Origin of the sequence: Gemmobacter caeni (assembly GCF_003054195.1) — a bacterium.
GTDB classification, from domain to species: domain Bacteria; phylum Pseudomonadota; class Alphaproteobacteria; order Rhodobacterales; family Rhodobacteraceae; genus Gemmobacter; species Gemmobacter caeni.
This window is the reverse complement of record NZ_QBKP01000003.1, coordinates 248,682-274,267: the sequence shown is the minus strand read 5'-3', so window position 1 is coordinate 274,267 and position 25,586 is coordinate 248,682. Positions and strand designations below refer to the sequence as shown.

The 25,586-nt window shown below is 63.4% G+C and carries 28 protein-coding genes; 15 read left to right on the top strand and 13 right to left on the bottom strand.

Annotation, left to right across the window (positions count from 1 at the left end; genetic code table 11):
* Positions 1–322: 322 nt before the first annotated feature.
* The 13 genes from C8N34_RS06675 (at position 323) to C8N34_RS06620 (ending at position 12,257) form a co-directional block, all read left to right on the top strand.
* Positions 323–508: a Flp family type IVb pilin gene (locus C8N34_RS06675; RefSeq protein ID WP_054301778.1), complete on the top strand. Its 186-nt coding sequence runs from the start codon at positions 323–325 to the stop codon at positions 506–508.
* 111 nt (positions 509–619) lie between these two features.
* On the top strand, positions 620–796 hold the full coding sequence (locus C8N34_RS26285; protein WP_158640454.1) for a hypothetical protein: 177 nt from the start codon (positions 620–622) through the stop codon (positions 794–796).
* 51 nt (positions 797–847) lie between these two features.
* Positions 848–1,711, top strand: coding sequence for a Flp pilus assembly protein CpaB (gene cpaB / locus C8N34_RS06670; RefSeq protein ID WP_054301777.1), 864 nt, complete (start codon positions 848–850; stop codon positions 1,709–1,711).
* Between the two features lie 205 nt (positions 1,712–1,916).
* The gene (locus C8N34_RS06665) at positions 1,917–3,308 is read left to right on the top strand and encodes a type II and III secretion system protein family protein (RefSeq protein WP_054301776.1); all 1,392 of its coding nucleotides are present in this window, start codon (positions 1,917–1,919) and stop codon (positions 3,306–3,308) included.
* 3 nt (positions 3,309–3,311) lie between these two features.
* Positions 3,312–3,971, top strand: coding sequence for an OmpA family protein (locus C8N34_RS06660; RefSeq protein ID WP_054301775.1), 660 nt, complete (start codon positions 3,312–3,314; stop codon positions 3,969–3,971).
* Between the two features lie 242 nt (positions 3,972–4,213).
* Entirely contained in the window at positions 4,214–5,479 is a 1,266-nt protein-coding gene (locus C8N34_RS06655; protein WP_054301774.1) for a CpaE/TadZ family protein, read from the top strand.
* 24 nt (positions 5,480–5,503) lie between these two features.
* Positions 5,504–6,961, top strand: a complete 1,458-nt coding sequence (locus C8N34_RS06650) for a TadA family conjugal transfer-associated ATPase (protein ID WP_054301773.1) — start codon at positions 5,504–5,506, stop codon at positions 6,959–6,961.
* Between the two features lie 9 nt (positions 6,962–6,970).
* Entirely contained in the window at positions 6,971–7,939 is a 969-nt protein-coding gene (locus C8N34_RS06645; protein WP_054301772.1) for a type II secretion system F family protein, read from the top strand.
* A 9-nt stretch (positions 7,940–7,948) separates the two neighbouring features.
* Positions 7,949–8,920, top strand: coding sequence for a type II secretion system F family protein (locus tag C8N34_RS06640; protein ID WP_054301771.1), 972 nt, complete (start codon positions 7,949–7,951; stop codon positions 8,918–8,920).
* Between the two features lie 12 nt (positions 8,921–8,932).
* A complete protein-coding gene (locus C8N34_RS06635) occupies positions 8,933–9,499 on the top strand; it encodes a tetratricopeptide repeat protein (RefSeq protein WP_054301770.1) in 567 nt (188 codons plus the stop codon).
* 36 nt (positions 9,500–9,535) lie between these two features.
* On the top strand, positions 9,536–10,384 hold the full coding sequence (locus C8N34_RS06630; RefSeq protein WP_108128266.1) for a tetratricopeptide repeat protein: 849 nt from the start codon (positions 9,536–9,538) through the stop codon (positions 10,382–10,384).
* A gap of 7 nt (positions 10,385–10,391) precedes the next feature.
* Positions 10,392–10,880: a prepilin peptidase gene (locus C8N34_RS06625; protein WP_108128265.1), complete on the top strand. Its 489-nt coding sequence runs from the start codon at positions 10,392–10,394 to the stop codon at positions 10,878–10,880.
* Between the two features lie 63 nt (positions 10,881–10,943).
* Positions 10,944–12,257, top strand: coding sequence for a P-loop NTPase family protein (locus C8N34_RS06620; protein ID WP_108128264.1), 1,314 nt, complete (start codon positions 10,944–10,946; stop codon positions 12,255–12,257).
* 152 nt (positions 12,258–12,409) lie between these two features.
* Here the strand turns inward: C8N34_RS06620 and C8N34_RS06615 are convergent, their stop codons facing one another.
* Both C8N34_RS06615 and mgtE read right to left on the bottom strand, forming a co-directional pair.
* Entirely contained in the window at positions 12,410–12,961 is a 552-nt protein-coding gene (locus C8N34_RS06615; RefSeq protein WP_108128263.1) for a 5-formyltetrahydrofolate cyclo-ligase, read from the bottom strand.
* The gene (gene mgtE, locus C8N34_RS06610) at positions 12,958–14,334 is read right to left on the bottom strand and encodes a magnesium transporter (RefSeq protein ID WP_082400754.1); all 1,377 of its coding nucleotides are present in this window, start codon (positions 14,332–14,334) and stop codon (positions 12,958–12,960) included. The genes C8N34_RS06615 and mgtE overlap by 4 nt, the downstream gene beginning before the upstream one ends.
* 122 nt (positions 14,335–14,456) lie before the next feature.
* Between mgtE and guaD the strand changes: the two genes are divergently transcribed.
* Positions 14,457–15,734, top strand: a complete 1,278-nt coding sequence (gene guaD, locus C8N34_RS06605; RefSeq protein WP_108128262.1) for a guanine deaminase — start codon at positions 14,457–14,459, stop codon at positions 15,732–15,734.
* A 79-nt stretch (positions 15,735–15,813) separates the two neighbouring features.
* Here the strand turns inward: guaD and C8N34_RS06600 are convergent, their stop codons facing one another.
* The 4 genes from C8N34_RS06600 to C8N34_RS06585 all read right to left on the bottom strand — a co-directional run bounded on the left by C8N34_RS06600 (position 15,814) and on the right by C8N34_RS06585 (position 18,933).
* Positions 15,814–16,131: a ribonuclease E inhibitor RraB gene (locus tag C8N34_RS06600; protein ID WP_108128261.1), complete on the bottom strand. Its 318-nt coding sequence runs from the start codon at positions 16,129–16,131 to the stop codon at positions 15,814–15,816.
* 59 nt (positions 16,132–16,190) lie between these two features.
* Complete coding sequence (locus tag C8N34_RS06595) at positions 16,191–17,531, bottom strand: 8-oxoguanine deaminase (RefSeq protein WP_108128260.1); 1,341 nt, start codon at positions 17,529–17,531, stop codon at positions 16,191–16,193.
* Between the two features lie 121 nt (positions 17,532–17,652).
* The gene (locus C8N34_RS06590) at positions 17,653–18,456 is read right to left on the bottom strand and encodes an inositol monophosphatase family protein (protein ID WP_108128361.1); all 804 of its coding nucleotides are present in this window, start codon (positions 18,454–18,456) and stop codon (positions 17,653–17,655) included.
* Positions 18,457–18,570: 114 nt separating this feature from the next.
* On the bottom strand, positions 18,571–18,933 hold the full coding sequence (locus C8N34_RS06585) for a helix-turn-helix domain-containing protein (protein ID WP_054301761.1): 363 nt from the start codon (positions 18,931–18,933) through the stop codon (positions 18,571–18,573).
* Positions 18,934–19,263: 330 nt separating this feature from the next.
* Here C8N34_RS06585 and C8N34_RS06580 point away from each other — a divergent pair, with 330 nt between their 5' ends.
* Positions 19,264–20,226: an NADPH:quinone oxidoreductase family protein gene (locus C8N34_RS06580; protein ID WP_108128259.1), complete on the top strand. Its 963-nt coding sequence runs from the start codon at positions 19,264–19,266 to the stop codon at positions 20,224–20,226.
* A 129-nt stretch (positions 20,227–20,355) separates the two neighbouring features.
* Here C8N34_RS06580 and C8N34_RS06575 read toward each other — a convergent pair whose 3' ends face one another.
* The 7 genes from C8N34_RS06575 to irrA form a co-directional block, all read right to left on the bottom strand.
* Positions 20,356–21,339: a Gfo/Idh/MocA family protein gene (locus C8N34_RS06575; RefSeq protein ID WP_108128258.1), complete on the bottom strand. Its 984-nt coding sequence runs from the start codon at positions 21,337–21,339 to the stop codon at positions 20,356–20,358.
* A gap of 72 nt (positions 21,340–21,411) precedes the next feature.
* Positions 21,412–22,029 (bottom strand): class I SAM-dependent methyltransferase, encoded by a 618-nt coding sequence (locus C8N34_RS06570; protein WP_054301758.1) that lies wholly within the window; start codon positions 22,027–22,029, stop codon positions 21,412–21,414.
* The gene (locus tag C8N34_RS06565) at positions 22,019–22,777 is read right to left on the bottom strand and encodes a CDP-alcohol phosphatidyltransferase family protein (RefSeq protein ID WP_054301757.1); all 759 of its coding nucleotides are present in this window, start codon (positions 22,775–22,777) and stop codon (positions 22,019–22,021) included. Before C8N34_RS06565 ends, C8N34_RS06570 begins: the two co-directional genes overlap by 11 nt.
* A 3-nt stretch (positions 22,778–22,780) precedes the next feature.
* Positions 22,781–23,479, bottom strand: a complete 699-nt coding sequence (locus tag C8N34_RS06560) for a phosphatidylserine decarboxylase (RefSeq protein WP_108128360.1) — start codon at positions 23,477–23,479, stop codon at positions 22,781–22,783.
* 195 nt (positions 23,480–23,674) lie between these two features.
* The gene (locus C8N34_RS26280) at positions 23,675–23,851 is read right to left on the bottom strand and encodes a hypothetical protein (protein WP_158640453.1); all 177 of its coding nucleotides are present in this window, start codon (positions 23,849–23,851) and stop codon (positions 23,675–23,677) included.
* 204 nt (positions 23,852–24,055) lie between these two features.
* Entirely contained in the window at positions 24,056–24,952 is an 897-nt protein-coding gene (gene rpoH / locus C8N34_RS06555) for an RNA polymerase sigma factor RpoH (RefSeq protein WP_054301756.1), read from the bottom strand.
* 195 nt (positions 24,953–25,147) lie between these two features.
* On the bottom strand, positions 25,148–25,576 hold the full coding sequence (irrA, locus tag C8N34_RS06550) for an iron response transcriptional regulator IrrA (protein ID WP_054301755.1): 429 nt from the start codon (positions 25,574–25,576) through the stop codon (positions 25,148–25,150).
* Positions 25,577–25,586: the final 10 nt, after the last annotated feature.

Sequence of the window (25,586 nt, the reverse complement as noted above, 5' to 3'; positions counted from 1 at the left end):
CCCGTGAATCGCTCCAGCAAGGGACGAATCCCCCGGTCAGATCGTGGCAGTTTTGCCGCAATCCTGCCCAACTTGGCAGGGCGCGGCTGTGGGGCCCTTCGTTCGGCATGAAAAATTCAAAAACATATCCTCTAATTTCAATGCATTACGATTTTATTTTCGGTTTTACACAGATTTCCCGAGCGGTCAAATTGCCTCCCAACTCCCGCCACCTTCGGGGGGCTATATACACCCATGCCGCAACGAAGCGGATCGGAACAGAGGCCGGTCAGACGCAACGGCGGCGAGTAGTGAGCAACACCTGAACCAAGGGACCAAGACCATGAAACTGCTGAACATCTTCAAATCCTTCAAAAACGACGAATCGGGCGCCGTGACCGTTGACTGGGTCGTGCTGACCGCCGCCATCGTGGGCCTGGGCCTCGTCGTGATGCAAACCATCTCGCCGTCGCTCGACGCGACCGCCGCGAACATCGCGGACAAGCTGGACACCGCAGCCTCGTACTGATCCGGGCGTCTTCGGACACTTCGAGACTTCATGGGCTGCGGCTTGGTCACAAGCCGCAGCCTGTTTCGTTGCAAGGCTCAACGTGACGCTTCAGGGACCGCGAGGACCGACATGGACAAGATCACCGGCTTCCTGCGCGCCGAAGATGCCGCAGCCACCGTCGACTGGGTCGTCCTGGTCACGGCAGTCATTGTCATGACGATGGGTATTTTCATGATCGTGACGCAGGCGCTTTACGAAAACGCCGCCGAAAGCATCAGCGACAAGGTTCTGGAGGCGCGCAGCTAGTCTTGCGGCGATCTGCTGCCCGAACAGGCAGAAAATGAGAGAGGAACGAGAATGCGCATGATTTTTGCCGGTGTTCTGGTGCTCGGGCTGGCTCTCGCCGGGTTCGCGGTTTACATGGCCCAGAATTTCATCGGACATACCCAGGCCCAGCTTGCGAAAGAGCGCGAGATGCGGGCCAAAACCGGACCTCTGGTCGAGGTCTATGTGGTGAACAGGGCGGTCAACTATGGTGACGCGCTGACCCGCGACGACGTGCAACTGATCTACTGGCCGCAAAGCGCCCTGCCCGAAGGCATCTTCAAGGCGGGCGATCCGCTATTCCCCGAAGGCGAAACGCGGCCGCGCTTCGTGCTGCGCCAGATGGAGAAATTCGAGCCGGTTCTGGGTGTCAAAATCACCGAACCCGGCGAAGTGGCGGGGCTGACCGGCATGCTGGCTGCGGGAGAGCGCGCCTTTACCATCAAATTCGATGACGCCTCGGGCGCCTCGCGCTATCTGCAACCGGGCAACCGCGTCGATGTCTACTGGACCGGCGTCAGCAGCATGGGCGGTGAGGTCACGCAGATGATCGAAACTTCGCTGGCGATTATCGCCGTGGACCGCCCGCCGACCAAATCCGGCAAGGAAGATGCCCGTGCAACCGACGTGTCGGCCCCCAAGGCCATGACGGTCGCCGCAAGCCCGCAGCAGGTCGCGCGCCTGGCCCAGGGGCAGGCCACCGGCCAGCTTTCGGTCTCACTGGTCGCCAAAAGCGATGACAACACACCGCTGGCCGGCCCGATCGAGGTCAATAACGATCAGCTTCTGGGCATCCAGAAAGAGGCGGCGGCCCCAAAAGTCGAGGAAAAGGTCTGCACCATCAAGACCCGCAAGGGCGCAGATGTGCTGGAAATCCCGATCCCCTGCACCAACTGACCATCCACACCTTCGACGGCAGCACAATTAATGGTGCTGCCGTAAGTGTTTACGGCTACGGCTTGTGGGTTGTTGCAGGTTATCCACAGCAGAAACGCCGCACAAGCGTTTGATTCTTGCAATAAAATGTCGCTTGCGGCATCTTGAATGCGAATAAAGGGCGAAAAGACCCGGTTCCCGAGGCGTGATCGGAAAGGCAGGTCACATGCAGTTGAACAAGTTTATCGCGGCGGTTCTGGCAGGCTTGTGCCTCGCCGCCGCCGGATCGAGTACGGCAGATGCCCAGAACCTGCGCGTCATGACCGGCAGCGCCTCGGCGCCGCTGAACGTCCCGATGAACCGCGCCGTGGTGGTGGAAAGTGATACGCCTTTTGCGGAACTCTCGATCGCCAACCCCGGCATTGCCGATATCTCGACCCTGTCGGACAAATCGATCTATGTGCTGGGCAAGGCACCCGGCCGCACAACGCTGACGCTGCTGACCGGCGACGGCAAGCTGATCTCCAACGTCGAGGTGCAGGTGGCCCCCGATGTGGCCGAGTTCAAGGAACGCCTGCGCCAGATCCTGCCGGGCGAGAATATCGAGGTCCGCACCGCCAATGACGGCATCGTGCTGTCGGGCACCGTTTCTTCGACCGCGAAACTGGATCGCGCGCTGGACCTCGCGGAACGCTATGCGCCTGAGCGGGTGTCGAACCTGATGTCCGTCGGCGGGGCGCAGCAGGTGATGCTCAAGGTCCGCTTCGCCGAGATGCAGCGCTCGGTCGCCAAGAACCTGTCTTCCTCTCTGGCCATCTCCGGCGGCAACAAGGTGGGCGTCAAGGGTGAGACGGGCACCTGGCTCAATGGCGACAACGGGATCTCCAACGGCAATATCGCGGTGCGGGAAAACGCGAATTCCGCGCTGGCCCTCGGGTTTTCCGCAGGTTCGCTGCAATTTGCGGTGCTGCTGGAAGCCCTTGAATCCAAAGGGGTGGTCCGCACTCTGGCGGAACCGAACCTGACCGCCCTGTCGGGACAGGAAGCAAAGTTCCTCGCGGGTGGCGAATATCCGATCCCGGTGGTGTCGAAAGATGGTATCTCGGTCGAATACAAGCCCTTCGGCGTGGAGATGAACTTCACCCCCGTGGTGGTCGACGGGGACAACATCAACCTGACGATCAACGCCGCCGTTTCCTCCATCGACAGCACGGTGACGGTGGAAAACGAAGGCTTCAGCGTCAATGCTTTCCGGCGCCGCGAAACCTCAACCACGGTCGAGATGCGCGACGGGGAAAGCTTTGCCATTGCAGGTCTGCTGCAAGATGACTTTCGCGACCTGAACGGCCAGGTGCCGTGGCTGGGCGACATCCCGATCATTGGCGCGCTGTTCCGCAGCGCCGAATACCAGCGCCAGCAATCGGAGCTGGTGATCATCGTGACGCCGCATCTGGTAACGCCCACCCGCGGCGAAGCACTGGCGTTGCCGACCGACCGCGTGCGCATTCCGACCGAGAAAGAGCTGTTCCTGTTCGGCAAGGTCGCGGGGGCCAAAGGTCCTGCTGGCGAGGTCGCGCGGCAGGATTTCACCAGCCCCTACGGCTATGTGATGGAGTAAGCGATGCGGGGGCATATGCGGATCATCCTTTCGGCGGCAGTGCTGCTAGCACTGTCGGCCTGCGGCGACATGAACAAGGAACTGGGCGCCGAGGTCGACAACGGCCATTTCGGCGAAGCGACGATGAACAATTCGCTGATCCAGACCGGCGCTGTCGACTACCGGATTCAGCTTGGGCGACGCTTTGCCAGCGAAGTGCCCTCAACCATCACCTTCCCGTTCAACTCTGCCGCGCTGACACCAGAGGCGCGCAGCGTGCTGGATCATCAGGCCAACTGGATGCGCCAGTTCCCCGAACTGCGCTTCTCGGTCTATGGTCATACCGATCTCGTGGGCTCGCCGGGCTATAACAAATCGCTTGGCAAGAAACGGGCCCAGGCTGTTGTCGCCTATCTGGGCAGCCGCGGCATCTCGCGGTCGCGTCTTGATGCGCTTGTCTCTTATGGCGAGACGCGGCCGGTCGTGATGACCCAAAGCCCGGAAGAACGGAACCGCCGCACTGTGACCGAGGTCGCGGGCTTCGTGCAGAAGGGCAAATCCGCGCCGCTGAACGGCAAATATGCCGCCGTGATCATGCGCGAATATGTCAAGCTGGCGGAACGCAAGCATCCGCCAAACGTCGAGATGACGCCGGTTCTGGTGCCGGTCGGCACCGGCGGCTGACCTTTGAAACGGAATGCGGAACAGGCCCTTCGGGGCCTGTTTCCATTTTGGGCACCGCGCCGGATTCGCCCGTCCAAATGCCCCGGATTGACGGCTTTTCGGCCCAATTGTCGCCAATATTGACCCCCAGTTTCGGGGCAATCGAACCAATGGCGCGGTCCATACGCGCCCCGGGGACGGCTACGGGATTCGCGGCGCGGGGCGCCGTTCCCCGCCTGCCCGGTCAAGGAAGGACAGAGGCAATGACGAGTGTGGCAAATCTTCAGCCCGATCCTGCGCCCGTTGTGGCATGCACGATCTCGCGCGATGTTCAGAATTTCGAACTGCTCATCGACGACATGGAGCAGGAGCTGGGTGAAAACTGGGGCGATCTGTCATTCGAGGACGCCGCGATCTTCCTTGAACAGCCGGATGCGGGCAGCCTGCAATTCGTGGCAGTCGCCGTAGATGACAAGGACGAGGCCGATCTGACCCGGATCACCGAGATCATCCGCACCGCCAAGGGGCGCGGGATCCGCGTGGTCCTGATTGCCGATCAGGTCAGCCCGGTCGCGCTGCATCAGCTGCTGCGCCTCGGGGCCGATGACTTCGTGCCCTATCCGCTGCCGGAAGGTGCCCTGCACGAAGCAATCGAACGCATTCGCCAGCCCGCTCCTGCCCCGGCGGCCGAACAGCCTGCCGAGCCTGAGGAGCCGCACCAGACGCCCAGCTTCAAGGCCAAGGGCGACCGCGACGCGGTGCTGTTGCCGGTGCATGGCCTGGCCGGGGGCACCGGCGCCTCGACCTTTGCCGCGAATCTTGCCTGGGAACTCGCGACCATCGACAAGCAGAACCCGCCCCGGGTCTGCCTGCTGGACCTCGACCTGCAATTCGGCGCCATTGCCACCTATCTGGACCTGCCGCGCCGCGAGGCGGTGTTTGAAATCCTTCAGGATACCGAACATGCCGACAGCGATTCCTTCCTGCAGGCGATGATCACCTTCAATGATCGCCTGCATGTCTTCACCGCGCCTTCCGACATGCTGCCGCTGGACATCATCGGCCCCGAGGATGTGTCGCGCCTGCTGGACATGGCGATGGCGAATTTCGATTTCGTGATCGTCGACATGCCCAAGACCATCGTGGCCTGGACCGAGACGGTGCTGTCGCGCGCCCATGTCTATTTCGGTCTGATGGAGCTGGACCTGCGCTCGGCGCAGAATGTGCTGCGCCTGACCCGCGCGCTGAAAGCCGAAGGGCTGCCGCATGAAAAGCTGCGCTTCGTGCTGAACCGCGCGCCCAAGTTCACCGATCTGACCGCGAAAAGCCGGGTGAAGCGGATGGCCGAAAGTCTGGATATCAGCATCGAGGTGCAACTGCCTGACGGGGGCGCACAGGTGACACAATCCAACGATCACGGCCTGCCGTTGTCGGAAACCGCCGCGAAAAACCCGCTGCGCAAGGAAATCGGCAAGCTGGCCAAGCAGCTTTTCGAGGTGAACAAGGCCGCCGAGACCAGCCGCGGCTAAGCTGTCGCCGAGTGGAGTAACGATATGTTTTCAAGGTTCAAGAAGCCTGAGGGCACAAGCCCGAAGCCCGCCCCTCTGGCGCCCGTAGGCGCGGCAACCGCCGCGCCCAAAGCCGTTGGGCAGCCGGCGAAACCGGCGGCTCCGGGGCTTGCCCCCGCGCGCAACGCGCCGCGTGCCCCGGCCGAGGCGGCTGCGGCCGACAAGGAACGCAAGCGCAAGGACCGGCTTCAGGAACTGAAGGTCGAACTGCACAAGCGGCTTCTGGAAAACCTCAATCTCGCGGCACTGGAAAAGGCGTCGGAATCCAACCTCAAGGCCGAGATCGCTGCGATTTCCTCCGAAGCGCTGGACGAGATGGCAGTGGCGCTGAACGCGCATGACCGCGCCACGCTGAACCAGGAGCTTTATGACGAGGTGATGGGCCTTGGCCCGCTGGAGCCGTTGCTGAAAGACGAAACGGTCAGCGATATCCTCGTAAACGGACCCCAGCGCATCTTCGTGGAACGCGGCGGCAAGCTGACCCTGACCGACATCACTTTCAAGGACGAACGCCACCTGCTGCGCATCATCGACAAGATCGTGAGCGCAGTGGGCCGCCGCGTCGATGAATCGAACCCCTATTGCGACGCGCGCCTTGCCGACGGCTCGCGTTTCAACTGCATGGTGCCGCCGGTGGCGGTCGACGGCTCGCTGGTGTCGATCCGGAAGTTCAAGAAGGAAAAGCTGGGCATCAACGATCTGGTGAAGTTCGGCGCCTTCACCGAAGAGATGGCGCTTTATCTGGAAGCCGCCGTGTCGACCCGGCTGAACGTCATCGTCTCGGGCGGGACGGGTTCGGGGAAAACCACGACGCTGAACGCGCTGTCCTCCTTCATCGACAATACCGAGCGCGTGCTGACTATCGAGGATACGGCAGAACTCCAACTGCAACAGATCCACGTCGGCCGGATGGAAAGCCGCCCCGCCAACGTCGAGGGCAAGGGCGCGGTGACCCAGCGCGATTGCTTGCGCAACGCGCTGCGGATGCGTCCCGACCGCATCATCGTGGGCGAAACCCGCGGCGAGGAGGTCATCGACATGCTTCAGGCAATGAACACCGGCCACGATGGCTCAATGACCACGATCCACGCCAACAACCCGCGCGACGGTATCAGCCGTCTGGAAAACATGGTGGCCATGGCCGGGATCGAAATGCCGCTGAAAGCCGTGCGCAGCCAGATCGCCAGCGCCGTCAATCTGATCGTGCAGGCCAGCCGCCTGCAAGACGGTTCGCGCCGCATGATCTCGATCACCGAGATCACCGGGATGGAAGGCGAAGTCATCTCGATGCAGGAAATCTTTCGCTACGAGCGTCTGGGCATGGCCCCGGACGGCAAGATCATCGGCCGCTTCAATGCGACCGGCGTGCGCTCGCACTATTCCGAGCGATTCAAACAATGGGGCTTCAACCTGCCCCCGTCGATCTACGAACCGATTGCCTGAGGTGCGCCCATGACGATCAATCCCGCCGTTATCGTCTATGTCCTGATCTTCGTCGCGGTGCTGGCACTGGTCGAAGGTCTGTATCTGACCGTCTTCGGCAAGTCGATCAGCCTCAGCAGCCGCATGTCGCGGCGGCTTGCGCTGATGGAAAAGAACCAGAACCGCGAAGAGGTTCTGGCCCAACTCCGCAAGGAGATGAGCCAGCACATGCGGGCACGGTCAATCCCGGTCTATTCGATCCTCGCCTCAAAGGCGCAGAAAGCAAATATCGCCTTCTCGCCGATCCAGCTCATCGGGATCATGGCCGGGTTGTCGGTGTTTGCCTATCTCGGCCTTGCTATCGGCACACCCGCCGAAGGCCCGGTCCGGGCGCTGATTGCCGTAGTGATGGGCGTCGGCGGCGTCTACATGTGGGTGAACAAGAAGGCCAAGAAGCGCGTGGCGCTGATGGAGGAACAGCTTCCCGACGCGGTGGAGCTGATGGTGCGCTCGCTCCGGGTGGGGCACCCCTTTGCCTCAGCCATGGGAATCGTCGCCAAGGAAGTCCCTGATCCGCTGGGCACCGAATTCGGCCTGATCGGTGACGAGGCCGCCTATGGCCGCGACGTGGCCGAAAGCCTGAAAGCCTTCGCCGAACGGATGGACAATCAGGATCTGCGCTTCCTTGCGGTGGCGGTGACGATCCAGCAGCAATCCGGCGGCAACCTGGCCGAGATCCTGGAAGGGCTGTCAAAGGTCATCCGCTCGCGGTTCAAGCTGTTCCGCCGGGTCAAGGCCATCACCGCCGAGGCGAAATGGTCGGGGATGTTCCTGTCGTCCTTCCCCATCCTGGCGCTGGTGATGATCCTGATGCTGAAGCCCGACTATTTTGACGAAGTTCAGGAAACCTCGGTCTTCATTCCCGCAGCGCTGGCGGTCGGCGTCTTCCTGATCCTGAACATCATTTACATGCGCATCATGGTCAATATCAAAGTCTGAGGCCCGGTCATGTTCGACAATATCAATGCGATGCTGGTCGAGGCTTTCGGGCCGCTGGGCCCGGTGATCGTGCTTCTGGCGCTGGGTATCCTGCTGGCCGCCGCCACGCTGCCCACTCTGATGAAGAAGCGCAGCGATCCGCTGGACAAGCTGCGAGAGCAGCGGACGCAGCGCGCGAGCGAAACCAAGGCCGAGGCGCTGCGGCAACGCGACGCTGCCGACAAGCTGGAGAAATACGCGGCCTTCCTGGAACCACAGGATGCCGAAACGATGACGGCCTCGCGGCTCAAGATGATGCGCGCGGGCTATCGGCAGAAGAATGCGGTGCGGATGTTCCACTTCGCGCAGTTCTCGCTGGGCATCGGTATGCTGGTGCTGGGCTTTGCCTATGCGATGATGCTGAAAACGCAGCATGGCAACCTGTCTACGCAGACGCTGATCCTTTACACGATCCTGCCCGCAGCGGCGGGCTATTATCTGCCGCAATACTGGGTGCAGCGCCGGTTGCAGACCCGCCAGCAGGAAATCGTGCAGGGCTTTGCCGATGCGCTGGACCTGATGCTGGTCTGCGTCGAGGCCGGTCAGTCGCTGGACCAGTGCATCAACCGCGTCGCCAAGGAAACCCGTGCGGGCTATCCCGCCCTGTCGGAAGAGTTCGAAATCGTCAGTCAGGAGGTCAAGGCCGGCAAGGAACGGGTGCAGGTGCTGAAAGACATGGCCGAACGGGTCGGCGTGCCGGATGTCGCCTCCTTCGTCACGACGCTCGTGCAATCGGCCACTTTCGGCACCTCGATCGCCGAGGCGCTGCGGGTCTATTCCGCTGAAATGCGTGACAAGCGCGTGATGCGGGCGGAAGAAAAGGCAAACGTCTTGCCGACCAAGCTGACACTGGGCACAATGCTGTTCACCCTGCCGCCCCTGATGATCATTCTGATCGGCCCGTCGATCTATGGCATCGCAACCCAGCTTGGCGGGGGCTGAGACCGGACCCGAATGAAACCCGCACTTGTGATGTGTCTGTTGATGCTGGCCGCCTGCCAAACGGGCGGCCAGACTGCTTTGAACCCCGCGCTGAACGCCCCCCCTGCCGCCGATGGCAGTGAAAAGGGGGTGGACGGCCTGCTGGTCGGCCACCGCCTGATGGCCGCAAATGAACCGGAACTGGCGCTGAAGGCCTATCTTCGTGCCGCAGCCGAGGATGGAATGAGCGTCGATGTCCTGTCTGCGCTGGGGTCAGCCAATCTCTCGCTCGGGCGGCTGGGTCAGGCCGAACAGCTTCTGCGCCGCGCGGTGGAACTCGACCCTTCCTTCGTGCCCGCTCAGAACAACCTTGGTGTCGTGCTGATGGAGCGCGGCAAGGTGCCCGAGGCCCGCGTGGTGTTCCAGCAGGCCTTCGCGCAGGACAGTGGCAAGACGGACTCGATCCGCGACAATCTGAAACGCGCAATAGCCATGACCGAGAATTCCATCTATTCTGAACCGAACGAGAAAGAAGAACCGCACCGCTTCAATCTGGTGCGGCGGGGTCAGGGCGAATTCGTCCTGCTGTCGTCGCTCTAGGCTGCGGGCCGGACCGAGCAGTAAAAAGGACGCGAAATGCGCCACCCTGTCACCGTTGCGCTGTGCCTTGGCGGCATGGTCTTGCTTTCCGCCTGCGGACGCGGCACCTCGGATGCCGAGGTCCAGAAGGCGCTGAAGGATGTGAACGTCATCGACGAAAGCAACCTCAGCGATATCATGCTGACGGTGGGCGATCCGAACGAGGCGGTGACCTATTTCACCAACACGCTGCAACAAAACCCCGACCGGCCCGATCTGAAACGCGGCCTCGCGAAATCGCTGGTGCGCGCCAATCGCCCGGCCGAGGCGGCGAAGGTCTGGGCCACGCTGGTGAACTCCGGTCAGGGGACCAATGACGACCGTGTGGGCTATGCCGATGCGCTGATCCGGGCGAATGACTGGGCGCAGGCCGAGGCACAGTTGAACCTCGTCCCGCCAACCCACGAAACCTACGAGCGCTACCGGCTGGAAGCGATGGTCGCCGACAGCAAGAAGCAATGGAAGAAAGCCGACAGTTTCTATGAAATCGCGGCCGGCCTGACGACGAAGCCCGCCAGCGTGCTGAACAACTGGGGCTTTTCCAAGCTGACGCGCGGCGAATATGCCGGGGCGGAGAAGCTGTTTCTTGAGGCGCTGACCCACGACCCGACCATGTTCACCGCCAAGAACAACCTCGTTCTGGCGCGCGGCGCGCAGCGCAAATACGATCTGCCTGTCGTGCAGATGACCCAGAAGGAACGGGCGGAACTGCTGTATACTCTTGGCCTTGCCGCCGTGAAGCAGGGGGATGTGAAAGCGGGCCGCAACCTTTTGCAGGATGCCGTCGAAACCCATCCGCAGTATTTCGAGGCCGCCGCCCGCAGCCTTGCCGCGCTGGAAGGCTAGCTCCGTGATGATCGCTCCCACCGCCGCGCTGTGGTTCCTGCCGTTCTGCTTGCCCGTCGCCGTCTGGGTGGCCTGGTCCGACATGAAGTTCATGAAGATCCCCAACAAGGCGGTGATGGTGATGGCCGCTTTCTGGGCCGTGGTGGGGTTTCTGGCCTTCCCGATGAACGCCTACCTTTGGGGCTGGGCGGTACTGGGCATCGTGCTGGTGGCGGGGTTCCTTGCCAATGCCATCGGTCTGGTGGGCGCAGGGGATGCGAAATTTGCCGCCGCCATGGCCCCGGTTTTTGCCACCGGCGATCCGCGCCTGATCTTCGCCCTGTTCGCGGCCTGCCTGCTGGGCGCCTTCGCCACCCACCGCCTTGCGCGTGCCGTGCCGCCACTGCGTCGCGCGCTTCCCGATTGGGAAAGCTGGAACCGTAAGGATTTTCCCATGGGCCTTGCCCTTGCAGGAACGCTGATTTTCTACCTTCTCGCCCCATTTCTGGCCAAATGATCAGCTTTCCTCGGTGACATCCGCGCCGGTGTCCGGCGCCCGTTTGCCAAGCCGAGGAACGCCATGAACGTGCAGGTCGCGCCCAATGTGATCGCCCCACCAGCCCCCCGCACGCTGGCTGATACCGGGCTTTCCATCGTGATGATGCGGGATATCCTGCTGAAAACGATCTTCCGCACGAATACCAATCTGGTATCGGACCTGGCCCGCCTCGTCTGCCTGCCGATCCCGGCCACACAGGAACTGATCGACCTCGCCCGCAGCCAGCGTCTGCTGGAGGCGACGGGCACCCTGCATGCCACCAGCGGCAACGAGATGGGTTATCAGTTGACCGACGGCGGCAAGGCCCGCGCGCTGGATGCGCTGGCGCAGTCGGAATATTATGGCGCCATGCCTGTGCCGCTGGAGACCTATTCCCAGCAGGTCAAGCGCCAGTCGGTCCGTAACATGAAACTGACCCGCGACCAGCTGATGAGCGGGATGGGCCATCTGATCCTGCCGGAAAACCTGATCGGCAACCTTGGTCCCGCCGTCGGCTCGGGCCGGTCGATCCTGATGTATGGCCCGCCCGGCAACGGCAAATCCTCGATCTCCAACGGCATCCGCGACGCGCTGGGGGACAAGATCTATATCCCTCGCGCGGTGGAATATTCGGGTCAGGTCATCACCGTCTATGATCCGATTGTCCATTCCGCCGCCGAAGAGGCGCTGGACGATCCGAACAGCCTGCGTCGCACCTCGAACCGCTTCGACCAGCGCTATGTCTATTGCCAGCGCCCCTCGGTCATCACCGGCGGCGAACTGACGCTCGACATGCTCGACCTCACCTATAACCCGGTCGCCCGCACCTATCAGGCGCCGCTTCAGATGAAATCGAATGGCGGCATCTTCATCGTCGACGACCTTGGCCGCCAGTCCGAACCGCCGCAGAAGCTCGTCAACCGCTGGATCGTGCCGCTGGAAGAAAGCCGCGACATCCTGCAACTGCAATCGGGCGAAAAGTTCACCGTGCCTTTCGACACGCTGGTGATCTTTTCCACCAACTTCCACCCGAACGAGATCTTCGACGGCGCGGCGCTGCGCCGGATCTTCTTCAAGATCAAGATCGACGGGCCGAACCAGGAAAACTTCCTGAAGATCTTTGCCATGGTCGCCCGCAAGAAGAAGATGCCGCTGGACGAAAAGGCGCTGGTTCACCTGTTGAAAGTGAAATACCCGACCATCGAGATGAATTTCGCCAATTACCAGCCGGTGTTCCTGATCGACCAGATGATCGCGATCTGCGAATTCGAGGGCATCCCCTACCAGATGACCCCGGAGCTGATCGACCGCGCCTGGGCGAACATGTTCGTGCGTGACGAAAAGATCGCCAAGTAACCCAGGCGGATGCGCAGTGGTGGGCTTGTTCGAGTATTTGGACAAGAAGCAAGAGGCAAAGGCGCAAGGGGGCGGAGAACGGCTCTCTGCCCTTGTGCTTGCTTCTTGCAAAAATACTCAAGTTCCAGCCTGGCCGCCTGTGCAGCCTTGGGTCAGGTGAACCGCAGCACCCCGGTTTCGGTCACGATGATATCAAGCCGCTGATCGGTCGGCTCGATCGGCACTTCGGGCAGTTCCTGCGCGGCGAAGGCAAAGCCGATGGCCAGTGTCGGGCGTTTGGCGCGCAGGCCCTCCAGCGTGCGGTCGTAGAAGCCGCCACCATAACCCAGACGATAGCCGCGCCGGTCCCAGCCGACCAGCGGTACGATCAGCACCTCGGGTTCGATCCAGTCACCCGTGGCGGGGATCATCGCACCGAACTCGCCCGGCACCAGATCACAGCCCGGATGCCAGGCGCGGAAGCGCAGCGGCAGCCCCTTGCCCAGGATCACCGGAACGCCGACCGGGCCAGTATGCGCAGCCATTGCCGGCGCGGGGTCGATTTCCGTCCGCATCGCCATATAGCCCGCCAGTGGCTTCCCGGCATGGGGCGCCAGCACATCGGCCAGAAGCGCAGCCGCGCGGCCCTGCCCCGCGGCATGGGCCAGTTTGCGCGCGGCAAAGGCCGCCGCCCGCGCCTCGGTCTTGATTTCGGTGATCGTCACAGCAGCACCAGGGTTGCGAGACCGAGGAAGGCAAAGAAGCCGATCACATCGGTCATCGTGGTCACAAAGGTTCCCGATGATAGAGCCGGATCAAGCCCCATGCGGTGCAGCAAAAGCGGCACGATGACACCTGCAAGCGCCGCGACCAGCAGATTGACGATCAGCGCCGCCCCGATCACCGCGCCCAGCAGGGGCGTCCCGAACAATGCCCAGGCCACACCGCCCATGATCAGCGCGAAGACCGCACCGTTGATCAGGCCCACGCCCGCCTCGCGTCGCACCACCCGGAGCGCGTTCGAGCCGGTGAGGTCGCGCGTCGCCAGCGCCCGCACCGCCACGGTCAGCGATTGCGTCCCAGCGTTCCCCCCCATCGAAGCGACAATCGGCATCAGCGCCGCAAGCGCCACCAGCGCCGAAATCGTGCCCTCGAACAGCGAGATCACCCCGGCCGCGATATTGGCCGTGACAAGGTTGACCAGCAGCCATGGGATACGGCTTTTCACCGTATCCAGCACCCCGTCCGAGATCGAACTTTCATCGCCCACGCCCGCAAGGCGCAGCATGTCTTCCTCGTGTTCCTCATCTAGCACATTCATCGCGTCGTCGATGGTGATGACACCGACCAGGCGGTCGTTTTCGTCCACCACCGGGCAGGAGATCAGGTGATACTGGTTGAAGATATAGGCGACTTCGGCCTCTTCCTCGGTCGCCTCGATGGTCCGGAAACTGTCTTCGGCGATGTCACGCAGCTTCACGTCGCGCCGCGAGGCCAGCATCCGGCCCAGCGTGACATACCCCACCGGGTTCATCCGCGGGTTCACCAGAATGACATGATAGAACTGGTCGGGCAGCCATTCGGCACTGCGCAAGTGGTCGATGGTTTCGCCCACCGTCCAGTGTTCTGGCGCCACCACCACCTCGCGCTGCATCAGGCGTCCGGCGGAATACTCCGGGTAGGCCATCGCCTGTTCGACCGCCACGCGATCGGAATCAGCCAGTGCGCTGAGGATGATCGCCTGTTGCGGTTCCTCCAGATCCTCAAGGATGTCAACGACATCGTCGGTTTCCAGCTCGCGGACCGCCTCGGCCAGAACCTCTTTCGGCAGCGCCTCGATCACCTCTTCGCGGATCGATTCGTCCAGTTCCGACAGGATGTCGCCGTCGATCTCGGGCGAGTAGAGATGCAGGAAGTCGCGGCGGGCGGACGGGCCGATCTGTTCCAGAAGGTCGGCGATATCGGCAGCGTGCAGCGGATCGACCAGTTCGCGCAATCGCGCACTGTCCCCGGCCTCCACCGCATCCAGAATCGCTGACACGCGCCGCGTGTCCAGCTCTTCCTCATCCTCTGCCGGGATCGCCTCGTGTTCCGCCATCATGCCTCCGCGCCGATTGCCGCGACCTTATGATAAGCTGTTTCAAAGAAACAGGGTGGTGGCGGAAATTTACCTGCGAGCGGAAAGACTTTAGGCTGATCCGGCTGAACAGGAGGCCCGAGATGACCGAACTGCTGCTGGGACAGGTGCTGAGCTTCGCCGCCGATCCGTTCGAGGCGGGGCCAGAGGCCGCGCGACTGGACGCGGCACTGGTGATCGAGGCAGGCCGCATAGTGGCGGTGGGCGCGGCGGATGGGCTGCGCCGGGCCTGGCCGCAAGCGCGCGTCACCGATTACGGGCGCGACCTGATTTCGGCCGGATTCATCGACGCCCACGCGCATTACCCGCAGACCGCCATCATCGCCAGCTGGGGCAAGCGGCTGATCGACTGGCTGAACAGCTATACGTTCCCCGAGGAAATGCGCTTTGCCGATCCCGCCTATGCAGCCGAGGTTGCAGGCCGGTATCTTGACCTGACACTGGCCAATGGCACAACCTCGGTCTGTTCCTATTGCACCATCCATCCGGCTTCCGTCGATGCACTGATGTCAGAGGCACAGGCGCGCGGGCAGCGGATCTGGGCAGGCAAGACCTGCATGGATCGCAACGCCCCCGAAGGCCTGCGTGATACCGCACAATCGGCGCATGACGACAGCGCCGCCCTCTTGGCGAAATGGCATGGGGTGGACCGGCTGTCCTATGTCATCACGCCGCGCTTTTCGCCCACCTCGACCCCCGAACAGCTTGAGGCGCTTGGGGCGCTCTGGGCCGCCAACCCGTCCTGCCTGATGCAGACGCATCTGAGCGAGCAACTGGACGAAATCGACTGGGTAAAGGGGCTTTACCCCAATGCCCGCGATTATCTGGATACCTACGAGGCGCATGGCCTGCTGGGCCGGGGCGGGCTTTACGGCCATGCCATCCATCTGGAGCCGCGCGAGAAAGCCCGGCTGGCCGAGGTGGATGCGAGCCTGATCCATTGCCCGACCTCGAACACGTTCATCGGCTCGGGCCTCTTCGACATAGGCGGGCTGAAGGCGGCAGGTCACCGGGTCGGCCTTGCCACCGATACCGGCGGTGGCTCGTCGTTTTCCATGCTGCGCACCATGGCCGCAGCTTACGAAATCGGGCAGTTGCGCGGCCGCGCCCTGCATCCGGCCGAACTCTGGTGGCTCGCCACCCAAGGGTCCGCCCGCAGCCTGCTGGCCGATGATCGCATCGGCAATATCGCGCCGGGGATGGAGGCGGATCTCGTGGTGATAGACCTCGGCTCCACACCCGCCATCGCACAGGCCACCACACGCGCCGAAACGATCTGGCAGGCACTGTTCCCCACCATCATGCTGGGTGACGACCGCGCCATCCGTGCCGTCTGGATCAATGGCACGCCGCGCGGCTGAGCCTTCATCTTGGCGAAAATATCCTCGGGGGTGAACGGGCTGCAGGCCCGGAGGGGGCATACAGCCCCCTGCCCAGCCTTCACTCTTCCAGCAGGCCCCAGCCATCCGGGGTGAAATTGAATTCCAGCGCGATTTCGGTGGCCAGCTTCTCGAACTTCCAGATCGTCTCGGCGTCGATCTTCACCGGACCGACCAGCGCATCCAGCAACTCGTCCTCGTCATCCCGGTTGGTGCGGAAGCCCTTGGCCTGCAAGGCTTTCTGCACCCCATCCCAGTTCGCGTCCACATCCTCGGGATAGAACTGATAGGTGATGACCGCCTCGGCCGGCGCATCCGCCGAGAAAGCCTCGAAACTTTCAAAGGTCTCGGCCTGCTGGGATTTGTAATCGTGGCGCATGGAACCCTCCGCTTTTCCCGGTGATGCCTCAGGCCGCGGCAGGCCGCAAGCGGCTTCGTTCACAGCCCCGCCAGACGCCGCGCCAGCCGGTTCTGCTGCTCGATGGCCCGCGGCAGGTCCAGCGTTGCCATCTGACCGTCGCGCACAACCTGCCGCCCCTCGACGAACAGGTCGCGCACCCGCGTCGGCCCACAAAGCATCAGCGCCGCCACCGGGTCCCAGGCGCCCGCCGCCTCGATCCCGCGCATGTCCCAGATCGCGAGATCCGCGCGCTTGCCCGGCTCCAGCGAGCCGCAATCGCCGCGCCCCAGTACCTTCGCGCCGCCCAGCGTGGCAATCTCCAGCGCCTCGCGCGCGCTCATCGCATCAGCCCCGCGCGCAACCCGCTGCAACAAAAGCGCCTGCCGCGCCTCGGCCACCAGATTGCCCGCGTCATTCGAGGCGGAACCATCGACGCCCAGCCCAACCTTCACGCCCGCATCCCGCATCGCCCGCACCGGCGCGATACCGCTGCCCAGTCGGCAGTTGGAACAAGGGCAATGCGCGACCCCGGTGGCGCTGCGCGCAAACAGCCCGATCTCGTCGCCATCCAGCTTCACGCAATGCGCATGCCAGACATCGGGGCCGGTCCAGCCCAGATCCTCGGCATATTGGCCGGGGCGGCAGCCGAACTGCGCGAGGCTATAGGCGATATCCTCGTCATTCTCGGCCAGATGGGTGTGCAACATCACCCCCTTGTCGCGCGCCAGAACCGCCGCCTCGCGCATCAGATCACGACTGACCGAGAAGGGAGAACAGGGCGCCAGCCCCACACGCACCATCGCGCCCTCGCGCGGATCGTGGAAAGCATCGACGACGCGGATGCTGTCCTCCAGGATAGCGGCCTCACGCTCCACCAGACTGTCGGGCGGCAGGCCGCCTGCGCTTTCACCAATGCTCATGGCGCCGCGCGTGGGGTGGAAACGCAGCCCGACCTCTTGGGCGGCGGCAATCGTGTCATCCAGCCGCGCGCCGTTGGGGTACAGATACAGGTGATCCGAGGTCAGCGTGCAACCTGAAAGCGCCAGTTCCGCAAGCCCGATCCGGGCAGAGACGAACATCTCCTCCGGCCCGAAACGCGCCCAGATCGGGTACAGCGTCTTCAGCCAGCCGAACAGCAGCGCATCCTGCCCGCCCGGCACCACCCGCGTCAGCGTCTGATAAAGGTGATGATGCGTGTTCACCAGACCGGGCGTCACCACACAGCCCCGCGCCTCGACAATCATGCCTGAGGTGGTCAACCCCTGCCCGACGGCAACGATCACACCGTCCCGCATCAACAGATCACCGCCCGCGATCTCGCGGCGGGTGCCGTCCATGGTCACAAGGACATCGGCATTGCGAACAAGAATTTCAGGCATGATGGCGCCTCCCCCTCTGGCGCCCCTTCGGTACAGACGAGGACGTGCGACAGAAGGGGGGAAGGACTCGCGACGTCGCCCGAAACCTAGCGCAGATTGTGCAGATGCAGCAAGCGGCTTTTCAACCTCTGAGTGCAGCGAGCGCCGCCGCATGGACCTCGGGAGATGAGGCCGCCAGCAGCCGCCCGCCCATATCGGCGCGTGCCCCCGTCCAGTCGGTGACGACCCCGCCAGCGGCCTCGATCACCGCGATCGGGGCCTGGACATCATAGGTTTGCAACCCGGCCTCGACCACAAGGTCGATATGCCCCGCCGCCAGCAGGGCATAGGCGTAGCAATCCGCCCCATAGCGCGTCAGGCGGCACTGTGAGGCAAGACGATGGAAGGCGGCCCCCTCCTCCGCGCTGCCGACTTCGGGGAAAGTCGACATGATGATGCATTCGTCCAGCGGCCGGGCCGGGCGCGTGGCCAGCGCACGGCTGCCGCCCGGCCCCTGCATCCGGGCCAGGCCAAGCCCGCCCTCGAAACGTTCCGCGATATAGGGCTGGTCGATCAGGCCATAAAGCGGCCGCATTTCCGCGCCCGCCACCGCGATCAGAACACCCCAGGTGGGCATCCCCGCCAGAAAGGCACGGGTTCCATCAATGGGGTCCAGCACCCAGGTCAGCCCGCTGCTGCCGGCCTGCTGCCCCATCTCCTCTCCGAGGATCGCATCCTGCGGTCGCCGCTGTGCCAGCACCGCGCGCATCGCGACCTCTGCCGCCCGGTCAGCCACCGTAACTGGATCAAATCGCACGGTTTCCTTGCTGTCCGCTGTCAAACCGACACTGCGGAAATGCGGCAGGATCGCCTTGCGCCCGGCCTCCGCCATCTCATGGGCAACCGAAACCAGGTCGGCCGAAAGATCGGGGGCTATCACGGTCATCATCGCTCTCCTGCCTCGGATGCCAAGGCGCTACCCCGCGGCCCTGCTCCGGTCAAGCCACGCCAAAGCAAAACGCCCCGCAAGCGGGGCGTCGCGTCAGCGCGGAAGGGGCAGCTAGGCAGCGTCGCTCAGCACGCGGGCCAGATCGAACAGCCGACGGCGCTGCGCCTCGGGGATCGCATAGTAAGACCGCACCAGCTCCAGCGCTTCCTTGTCGGCCAGGATGTCGCCTTCGACCGGAGTGGGCACCTCGCGCGCTTCGTCGATCCCTTCGAAGAAGAAGCTGATGTTCACGCCCAGCGTTTCCGCGATGTCCCACAGGCGCGACGCGCTGACGCGGTTCATGCCGGTTTCATACTTCTGGATTTGCTGGAACTTGATGCCAACCCGCTCCGCCAGTTGCTGTTGCGTCATTCCCACCATCCAGCGGCGGTGACGGATGCGCTTGCCAACATGCGCGTCCACGGGATGCTTCATCTTCGTACTCCCCTAGCAATTACAAAGCCGCGTTTTTCGGGCCCACCCTTCGCGGTATGATTGAACACGATACGCGAAGACCTGATTTTTTTCTACCACGCTTATGATCACAAATCGTGCCTTTTGTATATGGATTGCTATACGAATGGATAGGTATATTGTGAATTTCCTCGCTTTTGTTGGGCGGAAATCACGGCCAGGACACCAATGCGCAATATTATTGCGCAACGTGCGGCAGACCTGTACCGCTCAACCGGAAAAAGGGAATCATCCGGGCAAGGGTCGCGCAGGGGCGCGCCGCCGGGACCGGGACAGGACAGGAGCATACCGATGCGTGCATGGCGCCTTGCCGAAACCGGCACCCCACCCCGGCTTGTAACCCTTCCGCGCCCCGTGCCCGGTCCCGGCGAAGTGCTGATCCGCACTGCGGCCTGCGGGCTCAATTTCGCGGATCTGCTGACAATAGAGGGCAAGTACCAGGAAAAGCCCGCCCTGCCCTGCACGCTCGGGATGGAGATTGCAGGAGAAGTGGCCGAGGTCGGCGCCGATGTGACCGGCCTTGCCTCAGGTGACCGTGTGGCAGCCTTTCCCGGCATCGGCGGGCTGGCCGATTATACACTCTGCCCGGCCGGGCGCTGCCTGAAGCTGCCCGACGCGATGGATGCCATTACTGGCGCCGCGTTCCAGATCGCCTATGGCACCTCGCATCTGGCACTGGACCACAAGGCTCGGCTTCAGCCCGGTGAAACCCTGTTCGTCACCGGCGCGGCGGGTGGCGTCGGGCTGACGGCGGTCGAGATCGGCAAACGGATGGGCGCGCGGGTGATCGCCTCGGCGCGGGGCGCCGCGAAATGCGCGGCGGCGGCGCAGGCCGGGGCGGATGTCGTCATCGACAGCGAAGCGCCGGGCCTGCGGGACCGCCTGAAGGAACTGGGCGGCGTCGATGTGGTCTATGACAGCGTCGGCGGCCCCGCCTTCATGGAGGCCCTGCGCGCCACCCGCCCCGAAGGCCGCCTGCTGGCCATCGGCTTTGCCGGGGGCGAGGTGCCACAGGTGCCCGCCAACCTGCTGCTGGTGAAGAACCTGAGCGTGATGGGCCTGTACTGGGGCGGCTATCTGCGCTTCCGCCCCGAGGTGCTGACGGCGAGCCTTGCCACGCTGGCCGGCTGGATCGCCGCTGGCGAGTTGCACCCCCATGTCAGCCAGTGTTTCCCGATGGAGCAACTGCCCGAGGCGCTGGCCAGCCTGCGCGAGCGCAAGTCCACCGGCAAGATCGTGGTCACCATGGGCTGATGCCTCAGGGGCCTTTGCCCCCCGAGGATAGCGGGACCAAGGGAAAACGGGCCTGCTTTCATCTTGGTAAAAATATCCCCGGGGGGTGAATTGCCGCAGGCAAGAGGGGGCGGAAAGCCCCCTGCGCGGTCAGATTTCTGTGGCCACCGCAAAGACCTGATCGATCATGGCCTGCGTCCCGCGCGAGAACTCCAGCGGACAGGCGTAGGGTACGTCTTCTTGCAGGCTGCGACCGAAGGCCTCAACCTGAAGCACATACTGGTTCACCGCCGGAAATCGCCACAACTCGCGCATGTTCCCCGCGCGGTGGAGTTCCACCTGTGCCTCACCGAACAGCCCGGCATTGAAAGGCGCGCTCAGCCGGATCAGGCCGGTTTCGCCCTGAAACACCACCTCCTGCCGCGGAAACAACCGCATCGAGGTGATGGAGGACCAGGTGAAGCGGCCTGTCGGCCCCTCCATTTCGCCCACCACCTGAGCCCATGTATCAACACCGTTTTCCAGCTTCACCCGTGCGCTCAGCGCAAGAGGCTCTGCCCCGGTGGCAAAGCGGGTGCAGCCAAAGGTATAGACACCGATGTCACGCAAGCCGCCACCGCCGGTTTCCGGGCGGTTGCGGATATTGCCGGGATCGGCGCGGTTGTCATAGCTGAAGGCGGTATCGACATGCTCGATCCGCCCGATGGCGCCTTTCGCGATCAGAGCGCGGACCTTCTGCCATTGCGGGTGATGGACGATCATATAGGCCTCGGCCACCAGAAGCCCCGACGCATCGCGCGCCGCGATCAGCCGGTCGAACTCGCCCGCCCGCATCGCCATCGGCTTCTCGGTCAGCACATGCTTGCCCGCCGCGATGGCGCGCAAACTCCACTCCAGATGCAGGTGATTGGGCAGCGGAATGTAGACCGCATCAATGCCCGGATCGGCCAGCAGCGCCTCATAGCTGTCATGCTGGCGCAGGCCGGGGGCAAAAGCCGCGAAGGGCGCGGCCCGGTCAGCCGAGCTGCTGGCCAGCGCCACCAGTTCGGCATTGCGGGCAGCATGGATCGCCGGCCCCATATGTTCGCGCGCGAATTTAGCCGCACCCAGAATGCCCCAGCGGGTGATCGCCATTGCCCTGCCCTTTCGATGTTTTCGCTAACATCATAAAGGCAGGGCCGCCGCGCGACAACGCCCGCGACAGAGTCAGCGGCGGCGCAGACGCAGATAGGTCATCAGGCCCAGCGGCGGCAGGCCGTCTTCTTCCACCAGTTCCAGCCGGGCATCGCCCAGCACGCGGGCGCGCGCAAAATCGCTGTGCCAGCCCAGCAGGTCCGACAGCGGCGCGAACAGCCGCTCTAACCGTGCCATCGCGCCCTTGCCCTCGGCCGCGAAATGGTTGGTGATCAGCACATGGCCACCGGGACGGCAGACCCGCGCCATTTCCGAAAGGACATGTTCAGGTTCCGGCACCACCGACATGATATGCATGGCGCAGACCGTGTCGAAACTGGCATCCGGGAAATCCAGTTCGCGCGCATCCATCTGCCGCAGGCTGCGCACCTGGGTCAGATGCTGTTCGGCTACTTTCGACCGCGCCTTGGCCAGCATGGCCTCAGAGAAATCCACCCCCGTCACCGCCAGATGTGACGCATAGAACGGCAGGGCCAGGCCGGTGCCCACGCCCACCTCCAGCACCTCGCCACCGACGGCATTGGCAAAGCCGGTGGCCCGGCGGCGCCCGGCATTGGTCACTGCACCGAAAGTCCGGTCATAGACCGGCGCCCAGCGGGCATAGGATTTTGCGATGGCCTCAAGCTCCATCCGTGGGCTCCTCCAGCGGTTCGGGGTCAGAGGGGCGGCGGAACAGGCTGAACACCACCACTCCGATATAAACGAGATCCAGAGCCACCAGCGTGGCCCAGGGATAGGCCAGCAAGGCGGCCAGCAGACCGGCGAAGCCAACGACGACATAGCGCACATATTGCGCCTCGAAGGTGACTTTCTTGAACGAGGGCGTGCGGAAGCGACCGATCATCGCCGCGCCGACCAGCGCCATGTAGCAGGCGACGACCCCGCCGGGCAGGCTTTCGCCACTGCCGCCGAAGGAAAAGGCCGCGAACATCGGCAGGAAGGCCAGCATGGCTCCGGCGGGCGAAGGCACGCCCTGAAAGCCCGATTTCTCGGCCACCTTGTCGATGGCGCGATTGCCCAGATTGAAGCGCGCCAGCCGCAGGAGACACGAAACCACATAGATCAGCACCGCGATCCAGCCGGCCGCCTTCACATCCTGCAAGGCCCAGAGCCAGAGGATCAGCCCCGGCGCCACACCGAAATTCACGAAATCACACAGGCTGTCCAGTTCGGCGCCGATCTGGCTTTCACTGCGCAGCAGTCGGGCAATGCGCCCGTCCAGACCATCCAGAACCGCCGCCAGCAGGATCAGCAGCAACGCAGTGCGATACCAGCCTTCGATAGCGAAGCGGATCGCCGTCACGCCCGCACACAGCGCGCCGACGGTCAACATGTTGGGCAAAAGCCCGGCGATGGACAGGCGGCGCGGTGTGGCCATGGCTTACACCATCTTTGCCAGGCGCTGCGGCAGGTCGCGGCCCAGTTCCGCGATCACCGTCTCGCCCGCGACGCAGGTCTGGCCCAGCGCCACCAGCGGCGCCACGCCCTCCGGCAGGTAGGTATCAACCCGGCTGCCGAAGCGGATCAGCCCGAAACGCTCGCCGGTCTTGAGGCCCTGCCCCTCGCTGACGAAGGGCACGATGCGGCGCGCGACCAGCCCGGCGATCTGCACCACCGCGATGCGACGGCCATCCGCCAGTTCAAAGCACAGCGAATTGCGCTCGTTATCCTCGCTGGCCTTGTCGAGCGAGGCATTGAGGAATTTGCCGGGGCGGTAGGCCATCTTCACCACCCGTCCGGCAACCGGCGCACGGTTCACATGGCAGTTGAACACCGACATGAAGACCGAGACACGCAGCATCGGCGTATCCCCCATGCCCAGTTCCGGCGGCGGAACGGCGTGTTCAATCAGCGAGACCATGCCGTCGGCAGGCGAAACCATCAGCCCCTCCCCCTGCGGCACGGCGCGTTTGGGATCGCGGAAGAAGTAATAGCACCAGACAGTCAGGCCCGTGCCGATCCAGCCCAGCGGTTCCCAGTTCCAGAACAGCACCAGAGTCACCACGGCGAAGGCCGCGACGAACTTGTAGCCCTCCGGGTGCATCGGCTTGAGGAAGGTCTTGAGCATTTCCGAGGGCATCGACATGGGTCCGGTCCTTGTTCGTTTGCGCCCTAGGTAATGACACGCGCCCCCGCACGCAACGCCCAGCCGCAGCGGGCCCCGCGTCCTGCGGCATCAGAGTCGTATTGCGACGCTTTGAACGGGAAAAGCGACGCGATGTAAAGCCCCCGCATCGCTGCCCTGCCGACTTAGGCGCTGCACCGCCGCATCACGCTACCGCCGGGACAGTTGCACAAGGGCCCCGATCACTCCGGCAAGGCCAAGAGCACAGAAAAGATATTGCAGCGTCCGCAACGCGGGACTCGCACCGTCGGAACCGAAGAGGATCATCGCGCCGGAAATGGCCACGGCTGCCATGCCGATCACCAGCGTCTGTTTCGGATTGTTCATGATAATAAAAATCCTGGAAAAAGGCGCACCCACCAGCGCCTTCAGGATCGTGCCATCAGCCCGTGATTTGGTCCAGCGGGTTTAATGCATTCTGGATGCGGGAAATTCCCGAAATCAGCGGGAATGAAGCAGAGTAGCGCCCAGGCCACAGCGGATCGGACCGCAGCGGTTGAAGGGGCGGCCCGAGGGTCGCCCGACAGAAGTTCACGCGTCGATCAGCATGCCCTTGCCACGGGCCAGATCCTTCATGCGCGACTGAAGCTTCTCGAAGGCGCGCACCTCGATCTGACGGATGCGCTCGCGGCTGACGCCGTAGCTTTCCGACAGATCCTCCAGCGTCACCGGCTCGTCGGTCAGGCGGCGCTGCACGAGGATGTCCTTTTCACGGTCGTTCAGCACAGCCATGGCCTGCGCCAGCAGCTCGCGCCGGGCGTCCAGTTCGTCACGTTCCTCATAGGCGCCGGCCTGATCGCTGTCTTCATCCTCCAGCCAGTCCTGCCACTGCGTCGTTCCATCGCCGTCCGACCCGACCGTCGCATTGAGCGAGGCATCCGAGCCCGAAAGGCGGCGGTTCATCGCGATGACCTCTTCCTCGGTCACCGACAGATCCTTGGCGATCTGCGCCACGTTTTCGGGGCGCAGATCCCCCTCCTCCAGCGCACCAAGCTTGGCCTTGGCCTTGCGCAGATTGAAGAACAGCTTCTTCTGCGCCGAGGTGGTGCCCAGTTTCACAAGGCTCCACGACCGCAGGATGTATTCCTGGATGGCCGCGCGAATCCACCACATCGCATAGGTGGCAAGGCGGAAGCCCTTTTCGGGATCGAAGCGCTTCACCGCCTGCATCAGGCCCACATTCGCCTCGGAAATCACTTCTGCCTGCGGCAGGCCATAGCCGCGATAACCCATGGCAATCTTGGCGGCGAGCCGCAGGTGGCTGGTCACCAGCCTGTGCGCCGCCGTCGAATCCTGACGGTCGACCCAGGCCTTCGCCAGCATGTATTCCTCTTCGGGTTCCAGCAGCGGAAACTTGCGGATTTCCTGAAGATAGCGGTTCAGCCCCTGTTCGGGGCTGGGTGCGGGAAGGTTGGTATAGGTGCTCATCGTCTGACCCCCTTGGCCCCTGCGGAATGTCATCCCCCGCACGGGGCAGCAAAATCTAGGCGGCATGCGGTGCTGTCGCAAGGCAATGCCATACTTTTTACGTCAGATGTTCATGTTCCGTCGTGATTTCGAGCTTTGTGTCAGCTCTTCACACAACTGTGTCGTGCGCGACAGGTTTCGTGATTGCGCTAACGATCAGCGCCGCCGCAGGCGGATCACCACATCGACACGCGCGATCTCGGCCCCTTCCGGTGCATCGGGCAGTCGGGTGATCTCAAGCTGATCGGCGGGCGCATCGGTCAGCCGGCCGTCGTCTTCCCAATAGAAATGCGGGTGATCGTCCATGCGGGTATCGAAATAGCTTTTCGAACCATCGACCACGACTTCCTGCATGATCCCGGCCTCGCAGAAGGCCCGCAGGGTGTTATAGACGGTGGCGAGGCTGACCTTCTCCTCGCCCGACATCGAGGCGGCAAACAGGCTTTCGGCGGTGACATGGCGATCCGCGCCATCCCCCACCAGAAGCGAGGCCAGCGCCAGCCGCTGCCGCGTCGGCCGCAAGCCCCCCTGCGCAAGCCAGCCGGTTGCGCGCGCCATCACCATATCGTCTGCGGTCTCGGTCATCTTGCCTTCC

Coding starts and splice junctions, on each gene's coding strand:
- C8N34_RS06675 (WP_054301778.1), top strand. CDS start 323: ATGAAACTGCTGAACATCTTCAAATCCTTCAAAAACGACGAATCGGGC.
- C8N34_RS06660 (WP_054301775.1), top strand. CDS start 3,312: ATGCGGGGGCATATGCGGATCATCCTTTCGGCGGCAGTGCTGCTAGCA.
- C8N34_RS06620 (WP_108128264.1), top strand. CDS start 10,944: ATGAACGTGCAGGTCGCGCCCAATGTGATCGCCCCACCAGCCCCCCGC.
- C8N34_RS06560 (WP_108128360.1), bottom strand. CDS start 23,479: ATGCCCTCGGAAATGCTCAAGACCTTCCTCAAGCCGATGCACCCGGAG.
- cpaB (WP_054301777.1), top strand. CDS start 848: ATGCGCATGATTTTTGCCGGTGTTCTGGTGCTCGGGCTGGCTCTCGCC.
- mgtE (WP_082400754.1), bottom strand. CDS start 14,334: ATGGCGGAACACGAGGCGATCCCGGCAGAGGATGAGGAAGAGCTGGAC.
- C8N34_RS26280 (WP_158640453.1), bottom strand. CDS start 23,851: ATGAACAATCCGAAACAGACGCTGGTGATCGGCATGGCAGCCGTGGCC.
- C8N34_RS06625 (WP_108128265.1), top strand. CDS start 10,392: ATGATCGCTCCCACCGCCGCGCTGTGGTTCCTGCCGTTCTGCTTGCCC.
- C8N34_RS06640 (WP_054301771.1), top strand. CDS start 7,949: ATGTTCGACAATATCAATGCGATGCTGGTCGAGGCTTTCGGGCCGCTG.
- C8N34_RS06570 (WP_054301758.1), bottom strand. CDS start 22,029: ATGGAGCTTGAGGCCATCGCAAAATCCTATGCCCGCTGGGCGCCGGTC.
- C8N34_RS06665 (WP_054301776.1), top strand. CDS start 1,917: ATGCAGTTGAACAAGTTTATCGCGGCGGTTCTGGCAGGCTTGTGCCTC.
- rpoH (WP_054301756.1), bottom strand. CDS start 24,952: ATGAGCACCTATACCAACCTTCCCGCACCCAGCCCCGAACAGGGGCTG.
- C8N34_RS26285 (WP_158640454.1), top strand. CDS start 620: ATGGACAAGATCACCGGCTTCCTGCGCGCCGAAGATGCCGCAGCCACC.
- C8N34_RS06590 (WP_108128361.1), bottom strand. CDS start 18,456: ATGACCGTGATAGCCCCCGATCTTTCGGCCGACCTGGTTTCGGTTGCC.
- C8N34_RS06575 (WP_108128258.1), bottom strand. CDS start 21,339: ATGGCGATCACCCGCTGGGGCATTCTGGGTGCGGCTAAATTCGCGCGC.
- C8N34_RS06635 (WP_054301770.1), top strand. CDS start 8,933: ATGAAACCCGCACTTGTGATGTGTCTGTTGATGCTGGCCGCCTGCCAA.
- C8N34_RS06645 (WP_054301772.1), top strand. CDS start 6,971: ATGACGATCAATCCCGCCGTTATCGTCTATGTCCTGATCTTCGTCGCG.
- C8N34_RS06565 (WP_054301757.1), bottom strand. CDS start 22,777: ATGGCCACACCGCGCCGCCTGTCCATCGCCGGGCTTTTGCCCAACATG.
- C8N34_RS06600 (WP_108128261.1), bottom strand. CDS start 16,131: ATGCGCCACGATTACAAATCCCAGCAGGCCGAGACCTTTGAAAGTTTC.
- C8N34_RS06655 (WP_054301774.1), top strand. CDS start 4,214: ATGACGAGTGTGGCAAATCTTCAGCCCGATCCTGCGCCCGTTGTGGCA.
- C8N34_RS06650 (WP_054301773.1), top strand. CDS start 5,504: ATGTTTTCAAGGTTCAAGAAGCCTGAGGGCACAAGCCCGAAGCCCGCC.
- C8N34_RS06585 (WP_054301761.1), bottom strand. CDS start 18,933: ATGAAGCATCCCGTGGACGCGCATGTTGGCAAGCGCATCCGTCACCGC.
- C8N34_RS06580 (WP_108128259.1), top strand. CDS start 19,264: ATGCGTGCATGGCGCCTTGCCGAAACCGGCACCCCACCCCGGCTTGTA.
- guaD (WP_108128262.1), top strand. CDS start 14,457: ATGACCGAACTGCTGCTGGGACAGGTGCTGAGCTTCGCCGCCGATCCG.
- C8N34_RS06630 (WP_108128266.1), top strand. CDS start 9,536: ATGCGCCACCCTGTCACCGTTGCGCTGTGCCTTGGCGGCATGGTCTTG.
- irrA (WP_054301755.1), bottom strand. CDS start 25,576: ATGACCGAGACCGCAGACGATATGGTGATGGCGCGCGCAACCGGCTGG.
- C8N34_RS06595 (WP_108128260.1), bottom strand. CDS start 17,531: ATGCCTGAAATTCTTGTTCGCAATGCCGATGTCCTTGTGACCATGGAC.